At 47.1% G+C, this 15,201-nt stretch carries 11 protein-coding genes; all 11 read left to right on the forward strand.

Annotation, left to right across the window (positions count from 1 at the left end; translation table 11 throughout):
* The first annotated feature begins 41 nt into the window (after positions 1 to 41).
* On the forward strand, positions 42 to 1,349 hold the full coding sequence (locus tag ACMXYP_RS03540; protein WP_415883630.1) for a tyrosine-type recombinase/integrase: 1,308 nt from the start codon (positions 42 to 44) through the stop codon (positions 1,347 to 1,349).
* Between the two features lie 185 nt (positions 1,350 to 1,534).
* Positions 1,535 to 2,086: a recombinase family protein gene (locus tag ACMXYP_RS03545; protein ID WP_415883631.1), complete on the forward strand. Its 552-nt coding sequence runs from the start codon at positions 1,535 to 1,537 to the stop codon at positions 2,084 to 2,086.
* Positions 2,087 to 2,200: 114 nt separating this feature from the next.
* Positions 2,201 to 2,902, forward strand: coding sequence for a hypothetical protein (locus tag ACMXYP_RS03550; protein WP_415883632.1), 702 nt, complete (start codon positions 2,201 to 2,203; stop codon positions 2,900 to 2,902).
* Positions 2,903 to 3,217: 315 nt separating this feature from the next.
* The gene (locus ACMXYP_RS03555; protein ID WP_415883633.1) at positions 3,218 to 4,453 is read left to right on the forward strand and encodes a hypothetical protein; all 1,236 of its coding nucleotides are present in this window, start codon (positions 3,218 to 3,220) and stop codon (positions 4,451 to 4,453) included.
* A gap of 115 nt (positions 4,454 to 4,568) precedes the next feature.
* Positions 4,569 to 8,369 carry an SIR2 family protein gene (locus tag ACMXYP_RS03560; RefSeq protein WP_415883634.1) on the forward strand — a complete coding sequence of 1,267 codons (3,801 nt, stop codon included), beginning with the start codon at positions 4,569 to 4,571 and terminating at the stop codon, positions 8,367 to 8,369.
* A gap of 513 nt (positions 8,370 to 8,882) precedes the next feature.
* Entirely contained in the window at positions 8,883 to 9,338 is a 456-nt protein-coding gene (mraZ, locus tag ACMXYP_RS03565) for a division/cell wall cluster transcriptional repressor MraZ (protein WP_415883635.1), read from the forward strand.
* 18 nt (positions 9,339 to 9,356) lie between these two features.
* Complete coding sequence (gene rsmH / locus ACMXYP_RS03570) at positions 9,357 to 10,295, forward strand: 16S rRNA (cytosine(1402)-N(4))-methyltransferase RsmH (protein WP_415883636.1); 939 nt, start codon at positions 9,357 to 9,359, stop codon at positions 10,293 to 10,295.
* A gap of 14 nt (positions 10,296 to 10,309) precedes the next feature.
* Positions 10,310 to 10,663: a cell division protein FtsL gene (gene ftsL / locus ACMXYP_RS03575; RefSeq protein WP_415883637.1), complete on the forward strand. Its 354-nt coding sequence runs from the start codon at positions 10,310 to 10,312 to the stop codon at positions 10,661 to 10,663.
* Complete coding sequence (locus tag ACMXYP_RS03580) at positions 10,653 to 12,356, forward strand: peptidoglycan D,D-transpeptidase FtsI family protein (protein WP_415883638.1); 1,704 nt, start codon at positions 10,653 to 10,655, stop codon at positions 12,354 to 12,356. Before ftsL ends, ACMXYP_RS03580 begins: the two co-directional genes overlap by 11 nt.
* Positions 12,357 to 12,367: 11 nt before the next feature.
* A complete protein-coding gene (locus ACMXYP_RS03585) occupies positions 12,368 to 13,834 on the forward strand; it encodes a UDP-N-acetylmuramoyl-L-alanyl-D-glutamate--2,6-diaminopimelate ligase (protein WP_415883639.1) in 1,467 nt (488 codons plus the stop codon).
* Positions 13,831 to 15,201, forward strand: coding sequence for a UDP-N-acetylmuramoyl-tripeptide--D-alanyl-D-alanine ligase (locus tag ACMXYP_RS03590; RefSeq protein WP_415883640.1), 1,371 nt, complete (start codon positions 13,831 to 13,833; stop codon positions 15,199 to 15,201). Before ACMXYP_RS03585 ends, ACMXYP_RS03590 begins: the two co-directional genes overlap by 4 nt.

Raw genomic sequence — 15,201 nt, forward strand, 5'->3', positions numbered from 1 at the left:
TGTTTTCAATGGGTTAAGCGCCCATTGGGAGCATTGAGAAAATGGTACAACAACTGGTACAGAGCCGTCATCCCCACGTTCTTCTTCGTGGTAAAACTTACTACTTCCGTTACGCTTATCCTAAGCATCTACGTTCACTTTGCCCGTGGCTTCCTGTTGAGGTTAAACGCAGTCTGCGTACTTCATCATTCTCGGAAGCGGTGTCTTTGGTTGAAGCCAAGAAGTCTTTTCTGCATGTCTTAAGCCGCTGTAGCGACTCGTCTCTAGTCGAGGAGCTGTGTGCGCGTCTACTCGATTTCTCTGATGGGATTAAGGAATGGGTTAAAGCTCAGTATCAAGCGCTGACAGGCGGTCACACTAAGCCTCAGGTAGTGTCCGTGGTGAAGCCTAAGAAGACGCCGCGAGGCCCCAAGTTATCAAGGGTTTGGTCTGAGTTCGTGGCGTGGAAGAACTGGTCGGATAGGAGGGCGAGGAACAATCAAGTGCTCTTCGACAACCTAAAGCATTTCCTTGGTGACATTGCTGTAACACGTATCACCAAGTCTGACATTCGTTCTGCGCTGGAGTCGATCTCTAAGTTGCCGGTGCGTAACAAGCGCCCATACAGCCGTATGACCATTCGTGAGATGCTCAAGCGTAACATCCCTGAGTCGGACTTAATCTCTGACAAGTTAGTCAAGGAGCATCTGAAGCTAGCGCAAGGCTTGTTTAACTCATTCATGGTCAGGGAGCGAGACATTCTTCAAGTCTCACCTACCGAAGGCGTGAGGTGGGAGGTGCAGGATCGCAGGTTTGGGTGTCTCAACGATGCGCAAGTGCGAGGCGTCATTCAGAGAGCTAAGACCAAGCCGGAGTGGTTTGAATGGTTCTTGAAGCTGGCGTTGTACTCGGGTGCTCGAAGGTCTGAGATCGCTGGATTGCGTCCGACAGACGTAAGGTTCTGCCATGATACCCAGCGTCATTACTTCGTGATCCACAAGGGCAAGACCAAGGCTGCTAAACGGGTCGTACCGCTGCATAAAAAGTTAGTCGAAGAAGGGTTTTTGGATTGGATCGGAGAAGGTTCTGAACTGATATTCCCGATAGCTGCTAACACCCCAAACCGTGTTACGGATAACTTCGCATCGCTGCTCGATGTTCACAAGACTGATATGGGCGAGCGTCTTGTCTTCCACTCTACACGTCATACGGTCATCACCAAGATTAGGTCGTCAGGTGTTAACACGCCGTTACTCCAGCAAGTTATTGGTCATGAGAAGACCGGTGCTGGTGTGACTGACCGCTATACACATAGTTTCCAGATGAAGGACGTCTTGTCGGTCATCGACTGCATTACTTACGAAGCTTAAAAATCTGCAAAAAATCTGTGGGCGTTCTCTAATAGATGGCTGTTAGCCAATCCCCCCGTACGGGGTGTCTACGATGTCATAAGTTCGTAGACGTGCTGAAGTCACCAGTTGAGAGCGTGTATTAAATCGTAGATAAGTAGTTCGTAGACAGCGAGTGTTTACGAATCGATATAGGAGACATCAACATGGCGTTACTTGGGTATGCGCGTGTGAGTACCAATCAACAGAAGCTAGACCTACAAGTGACTGTGCTGGAAGGCGCTGGTGTACGTTCTGATCGAGTGTTCACCGACAAGGCTAGCGGTAAGGATGACCAGCGTGAAGGGCTTCAGCGGCTGCTTGGTCGTGCTGAGAAAGGTGATGTGATCTTGGTGAAGAAGCTGGATCGACTAGGACGTGATACGGCTGACATGATCAAGATTATCAATGACCTACATGAACGTGGTGTGTCTGTACGTTTCCTCGATGACGGCATCAGCACCGAAGGTAGCATGGGTAAGATGGTCGTGACGATCCTTGCTGCTGTGGCTCAGGCCGAGCGTGAGCGAATCATGGAACGTACTAACGAAGGTCGAGAGGCAGCGAAGACGTCAGGCGTGAAGTTTGGGCGTAAGAGGTCGATAGATCGAGAGGCTGTGTTGGACGCTCTAAGCGAGGGTCAGGGAGCCACCAGCGTAGCGAAGACCTTCGGCATTAGTCGTGCGGCTGTCTACAAGATCAAGGCTGAAGCTGCGTAGTATTAACTGTTCATTTGATAACCCACGCCCTAGGAGAAGGTTGACCACTGTGCTGTTTGTGTCTCTTTGTCAGCCTTGTCTCCTACCAATTTAACGAGAGAGGTTATCAATCACATGACGTTACCACGCATAGGAAACACACAACGCACCAAGCCAGCCATGAAATACGCCAACCCAGCGGGTACATGCAGCCACATTGGGTGTAACAACAAGCTACGCCGCGCTGACTCGGGGTTCTACGGTAAGTACTGCAATCCATGTTCACGAAGGCTGATTGATCATGGTGCATTCAATAGTAAGGTTCCAAGTCTGAAACAAGAGCCATACGCATCGATCTACAAAGCTGTACGTCAGGTCGCACTGGAGCTGATCAGAGAGCGCAACGGTGCTATAGCAAGTCAGGCTTCAGTACTTGAGAGAGCTAAACGACATGCATCGTGGGACGGTATAGGAGACCCAAGGCTGGCACGTAGGTCTGACATCTGGCTCTTACATCATTATTACCATCATCAGTTAATTACGAAGGAGAGGAACCCAATCGATTGGCTGTTGCACATGACTGCTGTCGTAGGTGTTGTTCAGTTGTACCCGCAAGGGTTCGAGACCAAAGATCAGGAGGCGTTGTTCCTCTGTAAGAGAGGCTTGGGTTACAAGTCGTTACCTTCGGTCAGACTGAAGAAAGACTGCACGCCAGCTCCGCATGGACGGTTTCCGTTACGGACAGCTAGAGAGTTGGCGAGAAGAGTTAAGTCTGACTGGTTGTTGACGTCAAGTGCGCTTGAGCTGGTGGCTAAACGTCTGCTCGTACATTGTTAGGTGTACATAGAGTCTGGCTATAGTCTCTTAAGAGTTGATGACCATTTACCATATCAATCAAGGTAGATCATATAGTCAACATTGCTCTCTAGGGTCTTCCTAAGTCTATGACTTATATGAATAATATTACTAAGATAGCTATGAATGATGGTCATCTGACAATAGTAAAGTCTTTAGTGTCAGGCTTTAAGTAGACCTATATATCTATAAGGCGAATGCTCTGTAGGGCCTATGAATACTGGGGCTTCTAGTCAATTTAGGAAAAATATATCCATTCTTTTCCTGAAAAAATCACACCTGAATTAAGTGAAGCACATGACAGCAAAATATCGTGTTATCGACTCCGTCATGGGGTCAGGTAAGACAACCAAAATCATTGAAGAGTTGCGTCAAGCCAATCCCGAAGAGGATAGGTTCCTCGTAATTACGCCGTATCTCGACGAGGTTGAGCGGTTCACGAATGAAGTCCCTGAGTTGGATTTTAAGAAGACTAAGAATAGTGAAAAAAGCAATCTGGCTACGCTTCATGAGTTATTGGAAGCTCAGGAGAACATTGCGTCTACACATGCGCTTTTCACTAGGTGGAATGATAAGACTTTGGAGCTTCTGAAGAGTAATCGATATCACCTGATCATTGATGAGACAGTGAACTGCCTACGTGAATACGGTTCGCAGGACGGAGAGTTATCTTCAAATGACATCATGCTACTTGTGGACTCGGGTCTTATACGAGTTGCTGAAGATGGTGGTCTTGAGTGGAACGGCGAAAGAAAGCTTCGCTATGACTCGACTTTCACCAAACTTAAAGAAGATTGTGATTCCCGACGGCTTTTTAGAATGGGAGATGATGACCATACAGATGGGATGATGTTCTGGGAATTTCCTATTGAGATACTGAATGCCTTTCAGCGGGTAACAGTGCTTACCTATCTCTTCTCTGGTTCTTTAATGGCTGCGTATTTTGAAGGGAATGGAGTTGAGCCGGTTAAGATGACCATCGATGGGCAGAGGCAGTTGGTTGAATGGAGCGAGGAGTTGGAGGCGGAGGCAGTCAAGCCAATAGCGAGGCTCATTACGCTCTTAGAAGACGAAAAGCTGAATGCACTAGGGGAGAGAACAAATGCATTTGCGACAGGGTGGATGGCTGATCGGACTCCAGCAAAAATGGAAGAGATTTCGAAAGCGGCTCGGAATGTTCTTCAGAATAAATATAAGGCCAAAGCAGATACAGCTATGTGGTCCTGTGTACTGAGATTCAAAGAGTCATTAACGCCGAAGGGATTTAAAGGTGCGTTCATCGAGTGTAATAAACGGGCAACGAATGAGTTTCGGGACCGTAAACACCTCGTTTACCTACGAAATATCTATATGACACCGGCGCTGTATAACTTCTGCCGGAAGATGCGCGGGGTCAATCCGTCTCATGATGATTATGCTCTAGCGGAACTACTTCAATGGGTATTTAGGTCTGCGATTAGGGATGGGAAGCCCATTGAGCTTTATTTGCCATCATCGCGAATGAGGATGCTTTTAAAAGACTGGATGGCTTAGGGGGAGTAGTCATGGAAAGTAAAGGGTAGCCCGTGCTTGCGTGTTTGGGCGGGTATCTGATATCTCTTAGGTTTGTTATTGCTATTACACGGACTGTGACTTACAGAATTTGCCTATGAAATTTCATTCTGATGGACCAAGTATACCTGATATTCTTTTAGAGCGGTGTGATGCTGGGCGTGTTGTTTTCCTATGTGGGGCGGGGGTTTCATCTCCTTCCGGTATGCCTGATTTCATCGGTCTCACTCGATATGTAATAGAGTTCTTCGATCCTCCAGAAGAATCAGAAGTAATGACAGCTTTTCAGCCTTGGTTGGATGATCCTGCTGGGGCAAATATGCCACTAGATCAGATTTTTAACTTGCTCCACCAAGAGTATGGCAAGGATGAAGTTAATGCCTTGGTTTCTGAGCGTTTAAGGGTTCCTTCAGAAGCGAATGATGTAGGTAGAGAGCATGGCTTGATCAAGCGGATTTCGTCTAGCCAAAGTGGCATGCCGCAGATTGTTACAACGAACTTCGACCTTCTGTTTGAGGGTGGTGATGACAATTTACTTCCTTATGTACCTCCGTCGTTTCCTGATCTCGATTTCGGAACCACTATAGAGGGAGTGACTTATCTTCATGGGAGGTTGGCAGATGAAAGTTCTGTTCATCACCCCTACGTACTGAGTAGTGCTGACTTTGGTCGTGCATATTTATCTGAAGGTTGGGCAACTAAATTTATTAGAGGCTTGCTAGAGCGCTTCACTGTGGTCCTTGTCGGGTATAAGGCTGAAGACCCGCCGGTAAAGTATCTTCTACAGGGACTGAATCACGATGGGAAGTATGATTCATCTCGTCTATATGCTTTTGATCGGGGAGTTCCTGAGGAGATTGAAGCTAAATGGCGTGATCGTGGCGTAACGGCTATAGGTTATTCTGAACACTCTGCTCTTTGGGAAACGATGGAGGCTTGGGCTGTTCGTTCAGACGATCCGCGTAGATGGAGGGCTTCTGTAATTGAAACTTGCCTAATGGACCCAAAGAGTATGCTTCCATTTGAGCGCGGCCAAGTAGCTCATGTTCTTCGTACGGTTCAAGGCACCAAACTTTTTTCGGAGCTTCGGCCTATAGCTCACCCAGAGTGGATATGTGTGCTTGATGGGCATTTGAGATTAGCGGATAAAAGTCGTGGATATGGCGAGGACGCCGAAGAATTCGATCCAGTTGTTGAATATGGTCTAGACGATGACCTTCAGCAGCTTTTGGATACAGGGCTTCGAGAAAGAGCGTCCACCGATAATCTTCTGTCTTGGCGTGATGGGGACGATAACCCTAGTGAGTCGCACCATCTGAGCGGGGCTTATTCCGGTGCTTTTCAAGTAATTCCCGTTCGCCTCGGTCATCTTGCCACATGGATCAGTACTTCCGTTCATAGTCCCGTTCTAGCTTGGTGGGCTGCTCGTCAAATAAGTTTACACCCCAGATTATTAGAGCATATAGAGTGGGAGGTTAGGAGGTCTGAGGGCCTTCATGAGCGCGCTAGGCATGCTTGGAATTTGATTCTTGAATACCACCGAGCGTCCGACGGCGGACAGTGGAGGAGTGATTGGTTCGATTTTAAGAAACGAGTCGATGTTGAGGGCTGGAGTGCGAGTGTGCTTCGTGCTTTCCGAAAGCTTGCAAGTCCTAGGCTTAAAATTGGAACGCGTGTAGGTCTAGCTGGTTCTAAGCCCCCAGAAGGTGATTGGGAAGGTGTGTCACTTCGTGATCTAGGGATGTTTGAAATACATATGCTGGAAAGGCACGGGGAAGAGTTAGAGGTTCCTGATGAGGTTTTACCCACTGTTTTTAGCATATTGGAAGAGCAACTTATATTTGCCGCAGGGTTGTTAGAGGACGTTGAGTCTACGGGCGTTTCAATGCCTATCTTGTATCCGGAGCGTGAGGTAGATGGTGAGCCTTTTGTTGATGATATAGCTGAAGTTCTGGCGTTGTTTGTACAGCTTTTCGAGCGGTTATCTGATCTACAACCTGAGCTTGCTGCAAGTCATGCTGTTATCTGGTCTGCAAACGATAGATATTTTTTCCGGAAGTTAAAATTATTCGCTCTATCAAAAGGTCACCTGTTTTCAGCTGAAGATGTTGTCGAAGCTGTGCTTGCATTGGAGCAGGATGCTTTTTGGGATAGTGATGTAGTGCGCGAGCTTCTATTTTTGCTTTCGGATCGATGGGGGGAGTTTACTGAGAATCATTGTAACCGCCTTCTGGATCGAATTCTCGCTGGGCCAGATAAATTAGCTCATTGGAGCGATGATGAGTACCCTGAGAAAAGTAATGTTCGTTCGGCTCAGTATGGAAAATATCTAGAGTTGCAGGGTGCGGTACTTCCGTTAGTTCAGTTTGAGCGGCTTGCTTTATTAATTGAGAAAATACCGCGTTGGGCTGATAGCTGGGCGTCGTCGATAGTGGTGGAGAATGGATCACATGGTGGTTGGATCGGTACAGATGAAAACCCCGAGGAGCTTTTAGATCTTCCGGTCAATGAGGTTCTGGTGCAGGCTGAGGGGCAGCTAAATAGGGATTTTCGTAGCCTTACTGACAAACGCCCTTTTGTTGGGCTTGTGAAAACTAATCCAAGAAAGGCGCTGTTAGCTTTATCACTTGCAGGAAAAAAAGGGGAGTATAGGCAAGAGTTTTGGTCGTCTTTAATTGTAGGTATCCCTGACGATGTTTCGCTTAGGCTGCGGTATGTCTTTCTTCACAGAATCTCTCGTTTGCCTCGCGAGGTGGTTGTGGGTCTAAGGTACGATTTAGGAAGGTGGCTTGAAAAAAATCTAGCTTCGATTATCGCACTGGATGAGCACCTTGGTTGGGTTGTTTACGACCATGTCGTTGAATGTATACAGAGTGCAGCGTGTGAGGCTCAGGGTAGTGACTTGGGTGAGGTTTTTCTGGATGGTGGTGCTATCAAGAGGTCAAGGCGTACCTACCGCCACGCGTGTAACGGTCCTTTGGGAATGTGTGTCAATGCGCTATATAGTGCTGTGCCCGGTGAGCAACAAGAGGCTAATTCACTGATACCAGAGTCAGTAAAAAGTCGTATCAAACTGCTTTTTGATGCTCCGAGAGAGGGGGGAGATCACGCAGTATCTATTACGATGAGTAAATTGAATTGGCTTATGTTTGTCGATCCTTCTTGGGTTAGAGCTAGGCTCTTACCAATGTTGAGTTTTGATCACTCGGCTTCAGAGCCTGCATGGAACGGTTTGCTTCATAGCGGGGGAGGTTTATCACCGACCTTGGCTAAGGAAATTAAACCATTGCTGCTTGACTTGTTTCCGTGGATTGATGGTTTTTTATGGGATGAGGATGAATCTCAAATTGCGGCCCAGTGGCTTGGCTTTATGCGGGTTTTTTATCCCGATGCACCTGAAGGCTTGACCAAGGGAGAGATGAGGAACGTCCTTCGATCTATTTCTGATGGTGCTCGAAATCGTTTCATCTTCTGGCTAGGTAAGGTTGGTGATAGTAACGAGAATGGGTGGGGCCAGCTTGTTATTCCTTTTATTGACGAAGTTTGGCCAAGAGAGCGTAAGTATCGCACAGCAGTTTCGGTTAGGGCGTGGGTTTGCCTTCTTACTGATGCTGGGGAGAGTTTTCCTCTAGTGTATCAAGTCGTAAGAAAGTTCTTGGTCCCTGTAGAGACTGGAGAACACTCATTTTATATGTTTGCTCGCGAGGTGAATGGACAGTCGCTTACTGCGCGGTACCCTGAGGTGGTGTTAGATCTTATGGACGTAGTTACTCCTCGTGTATTAGCAAAGCTACCGTATGAGTTGCCTAAAGTCTTGGATGTGATAGCAGAGAGCGATAGGGCTCTTACTTCGGACCCACGCTACTTGCGCCTCCTTGATCTTGTAGAGCGAAGTTGATTCGCTTTTAGTTCGCGGGATTATGCTGTGCGTGCTGGTACATAAGCTGGTACAATCACTGCGAATTAACGCTGCGTGTAACCCACGGAGACGTAAAGAAAACTCGGAGTGTGCCAAATGTCAGGGTTCCTATAGGCGTGACCCGCGCTGGAACCGGGTAGGTTGCTTGAGGTGCATAGTGATATGCATCCCAGATGAATGATTGTCCACGACAGAACCCGGCTTATCGGCAAACTCCTCATTATTCTTTCTTTTCAGGAAGAGCAGTGTCCACTGCTTTTCCTGTAAAGGTCTGATTCACCTAATTCATTGTTTTATATGCAGTCTCTCAATGCTTTGCTTTTGAGAGCTTCTCTCTGTATGCATTTCTCTAATGTTTGATCTCTGATAACCGTCATTTACGGCGCTTTCAGCCTTGCTTTAGTTGGGGTTACTTTCTATAGTGTGCTCTAGTGGGATAAAGTGGGTAAAAGTGGGTTTTTCTGTAATTTAAGTGGGTTTTGAGAGCCGAAAATGTTTAGAGGCGTTAATCAAATCAATCTGGATGCCAAGGGGCGCATGGCGATTCCGGCACGTTATCGCGAGAAAATCGCGACGTGTTGCGATGGTCAGCTCGTGGCTACGATTGATACTGAAGAGCGCTGTTTACTGCTTTATCCACTGGAAGAATGGGAAGTTATTCAGGAAAAAATTGAAAGCCTGCCTAGCTTTAATCCCGCAGCGCGTCGAATTCAGCGTCTACTGATTGGTCATGCAACTGATCTTGATATGGATGGAAATGGACGATTGCTTTTACCCGCTCCACTTCGAGAGTATGCGGAGCTCGATAAAAAGATTGTGTTGTTGGGGCAAGGGCAGAAGTTTGAAATCTGGAGTGAGTCCAGATGGTTGGCTACCCGCGAAGAGTATCTTCAAGAGGTAGAAGGTGGCATGGCAATGCCTGAAGAATTACAAAATTTATCGCTATAGCGGATCGAGTAACGACGAATGAGCCAGGAATTTAAACATATCACAGTGCTGTTAAATGAAGCTGTAGAAGCTTTAGTGCAGGACGCATCTGGTTTCTATGTCGACGGGACCTTTGGTCGTGGCGGTCATTCTGCATTGGTATTGGATCAATTGGCAGAAGATGGTCAGTTGATGGGAATCGATAAGGATCCAACTGCCATTGCGCATGCACACGAACGTTTTGCAGATGAAGATCGTTTCTCTATAGCGCACGGCAGTTTTGCACAATTGCAAGAATTTGTAACAGAGCGTGGTTTGCAAGGGCAGGTTGATGGCATTTTGCTAGATCTGGGTGTGTCTTCACCACAGTTAGATGATGCTTCCCGAGGGTTTAGCTTTCTAAATGATGGTCCGCTGGATATGCGAATGGACACCTCTTCTGGTGAAAGTGCGGCTGATTGGATAGCTCGCGCAGAAGAGAAAGAGATTGCTGATGTGATTTATACCTATGGCGAGGAGCGATTCTCCCGTCGTATGGCGAAAGAGATTGTGGCTAAGCGTGAAGAAGAACCGATTACCACGACAGCGCAGCTTTCAAAGATTATTGCTGAAGCCAATCCTGCTTGGGAAAAAGGTAAGAACCCTGCAACACGTGCTTTCCAAGGTATTCGTATCCACATTAATCGTGAATTGGAAGATCTGGAAAGCTGTTTGGATCAGGCTTTAGAAATGTTGAAAGTGGGTGGGCGTCTTGTAGTTATTAGCTTCCACTCACTAGAAGATCGGATTGTGAAGCGCTTTATTCGTCAGCATGTTAAAGGCGATGAGCATATTCCACGTGGTATTCCGGTTACAAACGATATGTTGAAAATTCGGTTGAAGAATGTAGGTAAGGCTGTGAAAGCGAGTGCCTCAGAAACCGAAGAGAACGTACGGGCTCGAAGTGCAGTGATGCGAGTGGCTGAAAAGGTCGCTTGATGCTTGGAAAGTTCTTGAAAAATTGGGTTGGTGATCAGGAGGATGAGAAGGGGAATTCATCTGGTCGAGACAATTTTTATAGTGCTGAAGAGTTGCTGAGCCCATTTTTATTGGTGTTTGTGTTGGTTGTGGTGCTTTTGGTGTCGTGCTTGGGCGTAGTAATGAGCGCCTTTGAATATCGACAGCTATTTAACCAGCATCAGGAATTGATACAGCAAAGGGATGAGCTTCAAGTTGAGTGGGGACAGCTATTGCTTGAGCAAAGTGCATGGGCTGCCAATAACCGAGTTGAGCAACAAGCAACGAGCGTGTTGGGCATGAAAGTGCCAGACGTTGAGCAAATAGAGATCGTGAAGCATGAGCGATAACGCTGAAGCAGCAGTTGGTAGAGGATGGCGCCTTTGGTTGGTGCTGGTTCTTCTATTGCTCGTTGCAGGTGGGATTACGGCTCGCATGCTTTCGCTTTACGTTGAAGAGCAGTCGTTTCTGCAAACCCAAGGTGATGCTCGCTCATTGAGAACGGTTCAGGTACCTGCCCATCGTGGGATTATCACGGATAGGCATGGTGAACCCTTAGCGGTGAGTGCACCGGTCGCGACTATTTGGGCTGATCCGAAAATGACAGATATGCAGCACGATGGTTTGTCAAAACTAGCGGTGCTGCTGAAAACGAACAAAAAGAAACTACTGGCTAAGTTATCTGAAAATCGCAGTCGTAGATTCTTGTATTTACAGCGTCAAGTGACACCTGAGCTAGCTGAAAAAATTAGAGCTTTGCGTATACCGGGTGTGCATGTTGATCGTGAATATAAGCGTTACTACCCTGCAGCTGAGGTAACAACGCATCTGGTTGGTTTTACCAATTTGGATGGTAAAGGCCAAGAAGGTCTGGAACTGGCTTATGAGGATTGGTTAAAGGCTGACGCTGGTAAGCAGCTGGTTATGAAGGATCGTTTGGGTAGAACGATCAAACATATTCGGGAAGTTAAGCCTGCTTTGCATGGTAACGATATTCAGCTAAGCATTGATTTAAGGCTGCAATATCTAGCGTATAGAGAATTAAAAGCGTCAGTAGAAGCGCATAAAGCTGATGGCGGGTCGATTGTGATGCTAGATGCATCCACGGGCGAAGTGTTGGCGATGGTTAATCAGCCATCCTATAACCCGAATGATCCAAAACAGAGAATTTCGACGGCTTTAAGAAACAGAGCGTTAACCGATACATTTGAGCCGGGCTCGACAGTTAAACCTATGACGGTCGCTGCGGCGTTAATGAGCGGTGAATACGAGCCGGAAACGATTGTAAATACTGCACCTGGTTATATGCGGGTTAAAGGTAAAACGATTCGAGATCATCGTAATTACGGTGAGATAGATATCTCCACCATTATTACGAAATCCAGCAATGTGGGTGTAACCAAGCTGTCGTTAAGCTTACCTGAAGGTTCGGTACGTAATCTGTATCACAATTTAGGCTTAGGGCAGGCAACAGGAATCGGCTTTCCGGGTGAAAGTACAGGTTATCTGCCTTATCTGAATTCGAGACAGCAAGTTGAGCGTGCGACGCTTTCTTATGGCTATGGCTTATCGGTTACGCCATTACAGCTAGCTCAGTCATATTTGGCGTTGGCTAATGATGGTGTCGTGAGCCCTGTTAGTCTGATTCGCCAAAACGAAGCAGGCAAACCTGTTCGAGTTATGCCTGCGGATGTGGCGGTTGATGTCCGTGAAATGATGGAAACTGTGATTAGCGTTAAAGGCACGGGTCGTAGAGCTGCTGTGCAGGGATATCGAGTAGCTGGAAAAACAGGCACTGTGCATAAAGTTGGCCGCGGTGGATATATCGACGATCAGTATATATCTACATTTGCAGGTTTGGCGCCGGTAAGTGATCCGCGCTTAGTAACAGTAGTGATGATTGATAACCCTAAAGGCCAGGAATATTACGGTGGTGAGGTAGCAGCTCCGGTTTTTTCGAGAGCGGTAGGTGGGGCTTTACGTTTGATGAATATCCCACCGGATAATTGGCCGGAAGTAAATAAGCAGGTTGCTCAGCGTTGAATGAGGTGACTATGTTGGAAATCAGTAGAACATTGAAAGAGATTGCGCCGGAGTGGGTTGATGAAACTTACGCCGGCTTTGTCGTATCTGCTATTTCGCAAGATAGCCGTACGGTTACGCCCGGTACTCTGTTTATTGCTCGATCTGGTATTCAGCATCGTGGTGTTGATTTCGTTGAAGCGGCTGAAAAAAGTGGCGCAGTAGCGGTTTTGTTGGATAGTCGCGAAGTGGATGATTGCCCTTCGCTTGGTATCCCAGTGATTGCTGTGCCTGATTTAGTCAGTCAGATTGGTCCAGTAGCCGCAAATTTTTATGGCCACCCAAGCCGCCATCTGAATGTGATTGGCATTACGGGTACTAACGGTAAGACCTCTTGTGCGCATTTTGTTGCACAGGCGATGAATGCGATAGGCACGAAAACCGCGATTGTTGGCACTATTGGAAATGGTTTTCCAGGCCAGCTAGAGCAGGCAACTCATACAACGCCAGATGCTGTAGGCTTGCAGCGTTTGTTCGCTGAATTACGTGCAGCAGGCGCTGAAAGCGTTGTGATGGAAGTCTCTAGCCATGCTTTACAGCAGGGCCGAGTTGCAGGGGTGGAATTTGATTATGCCGCATTCACCAACTTAAGCCGTGACCATCTGGATTACCACGGTTCTATGGCTTCTTACGGTGCGGCTAAAACAAGATTGTTTAAACGCTTTGATCTAAAAGCTTCTGTCATCAACAGTGATGATGCTTTTGGTCAAACGCTGTTAGCTGATGACGATGTTAAAGGTAAAAAAGTAGCGGTTGGGCGTGCACAAGGCGATTATCTGATCGCAGCATACCGTTTAGCTTTACACGGTATCGAAGCGGAGCTGAAAACGGCGCAAGGCAACTTTGCTTTCGCTAGTAAAATTATCGGCGAATTTAATCTGGACAATCTGCTTCTCGTAGCAGCTTTGCTATCCGAACAGGGATTTAGCCGAGAGCAGGTCATGCACGGGCTTTCCAAGTTAGATGCAGTGCCGGGGCGAATGCAGGCATTGGTCACTGCAGATAAACCGTTGGTAATTATTGATTATGCACATACGCCAGATGCTCTAGAGAAAGCCATTCAAGCTGTTAGAGCTCATACGTCAGGGCGTTTGTGGTGTGTATTTGGTTGTGGTGGAGACCGAGATACAGGTAAACGAGAGCTTATGGGCAATATTGCAGACCGATTTGCTGATCGGTTGGTCGTGACTAGCGATAACCCAAGAACAGAACAGCCAGATAGCATTATTGAGATGATCGAAAGTGGTATTCATGATCATCAGGCGGATGTTGAAGCGGATCGTGCAGAAGCGATCAGAATGGCGATCAATGCTGCTTCGCCAGAAGATGTCGTGTTGATCGCAGGTAAAGGTCACGAAAATTATCAAGAGATTGCTGGTACACGTTACCCGTTTAGTGATGTTGATGTGAGTAAGTCAGTTTTAGGGGTGGCGGTATGATTGGTCAGTGGTTTTTGCAGCAGTTACAGCAAGCTTTTGGCGGGCTGATAACGGCTGATGCTGAATTTACAGGTGTCAGTACAGACACGCGTACGATTAAGCAGGGCGATCTATTTGTAGCATTGGTAGGCCCTAATTTTGATGGTCATCAGTTTATAGAGCAGGCGCTTGAAAAAGGCGCGGTCGCTGCGGTTGTTTCTCGATCTATGCCCGAAGTACAAGCGCCATTGTGGCAAGTTGAAGATACGCGTATTGCTTTGGGGAACATTGCGCAAGCGAATCGCCAGCGCTTTGATGGCACTGTTTACGCAGTGACAGGTAGTAGCGGTAAAACGACAGTTAAAGAGATGCTATTTGCGATTCTGTCTCAGAATAATCAGGTATTGGCTACCAAAGGTAATCTGAATAACGACATCGGTGTACCGCTAACGCTTTTTGAATTAAGTGATCAGCATCAAATTGCTGTGATTGAGCAGGGTGCCAGTGCTGGTGGTGAGATTGCTTATACGACTGCGATCTCTCTACCTGATGTTGCGATTTTGAATAACGCGATGGGTGCTCATCTGGAAGGGTTTGGCTCTTTGCAAGGTGTAGTCGAAGCCAAATCTGAGATCTTTTCGCAGTTAGATGAAACTCAAGGCACAGCTGTTATCAACCTAGATGATCCGCATACAGAGTATTGGTTAAATCAAAACCAAGGAAAGCCTCAGAGAAACTTCTCTTTTAGCTCCGAGAAAGCTGCCGTCTATGCGTCGGATTTGAAACCATCTAGCAATGGCTGTTTTTCTTTTGTTTTGCACAGAGGCTCTGAATCTCAAACGGTTCAGCTGCAGGTGATGGGGCAGCATAACGTTGCGAATGCCCTAGCTGCGGCAGCTGCTGTAAGCGCTAAAGGAATGCCGTTAGCGGAAATTTGCAGTGGTTTAGAATCCTTCACTGCAGTATCTGGACGTATGCGTTGCTTGACGACAGCCTCTGGGGCTCAAGTGATTGATGATAGTTATAACGCCAATCCTGGTTCGGTAAATGCGGCAGTGGATCTGCTGGTTAGTTTGCCTGGTAAATCAGTATTGGTTTTAGGAGATATGGCTGAGTTAGGGGCAGATGCCGCTGATCAGCATGCACAGGTAGGTTGTCGGGCAGCGCAGAAGGGGGTTAGTTGTTTCTATGCAACTGGCGTGCTGTCCCGGCACTCTGTTTCAGCGTATAACGCTGCAGCAGATGGGCAGGGAATGCATTTTGAAACACGTGAAGAATTAACAACTGCATTGAAAGAGCTGGCTGATCAGAATACCAATATTCTGATTAAAGGCTCGAGAAGTGCAGCGATGGATCAGGTCGTGAAGAACCTGACTGAAGGGGAATAG

This window comes from Neptuniibacter sp. QD34_54 (assembly GCF_047778055.1).
In the GTDB taxonomy this organism is placed as follows: Bacteria; Pseudomonadota; Gammaproteobacteria; order Pseudomonadales; family Balneatricaceae; genus Neptuniibacter.

Excerpts from the sequence above, each read along its gene's own strand:
- ACMXYP_RS03540 (WP_415883630.1), top strand. The coding sequence starts at position 42 with ATGGTACAACAACTGGTACAGAGCCGTCATCCCCACGTTCTTCTTCGT.
- ACMXYP_RS03545 (WP_415883631.1), top strand. The coding sequence starts at position 1,535 with ATGGCGTTACTTGGGTATGCGCGTGTGAGTACCAATCAACAGAAGCTA.
- ACMXYP_RS03550 (WP_415883632.1), top strand. The coding sequence starts at position 2,201 with ATGACGTTACCACGCATAGGAAACACACAACGCACCAAGCCAGCCATG.
- ACMXYP_RS03555 (WP_415883633.1), top strand. The coding sequence starts at position 3,218 with ATGACAGCAAAATATCGTGTTATCGACTCCGTCATGGGGTCAGGTAAG.
- ACMXYP_RS03560 (WP_415883634.1), top strand. The coding sequence starts at position 4,569 with ATGAAATTTCATTCTGATGGACCAAGTATACCTGATATTCTTTTAGAG.
- mraZ (WP_415883635.1), top strand. The coding sequence starts at position 8,883 with ATGTTTAGAGGCGTTAATCAAATCAATCTGGATGCCAAGGGGCGCATG.
- rsmH (WP_415883636.1), top strand. The coding sequence starts at position 9,357 with ATGAGCCAGGAATTTAAACATATCACAGTGCTGTTAAATGAAGCTGTA.
- ACMXYP_RS03580 (WP_415883638.1), top strand. The coding sequence starts at position 10,653 with ATGAGCGATAACGCTGAAGCAGCAGTTGGTAGAGGATGGCGCCTTTGG.
- ACMXYP_RS03585 (WP_415883639.1), top strand. The coding sequence starts at position 12,368 with ATGTTGGAAATCAGTAGAACATTGAAAGAGATTGCGCCGGAGTGGGTT.
- ACMXYP_RS03590 (WP_415883640.1), top strand. The coding sequence starts at position 13,831 with ATGATTGGTCAGTGGTTTTTGCAGCAGTTACAGCAAGCTTTTGGCGGG.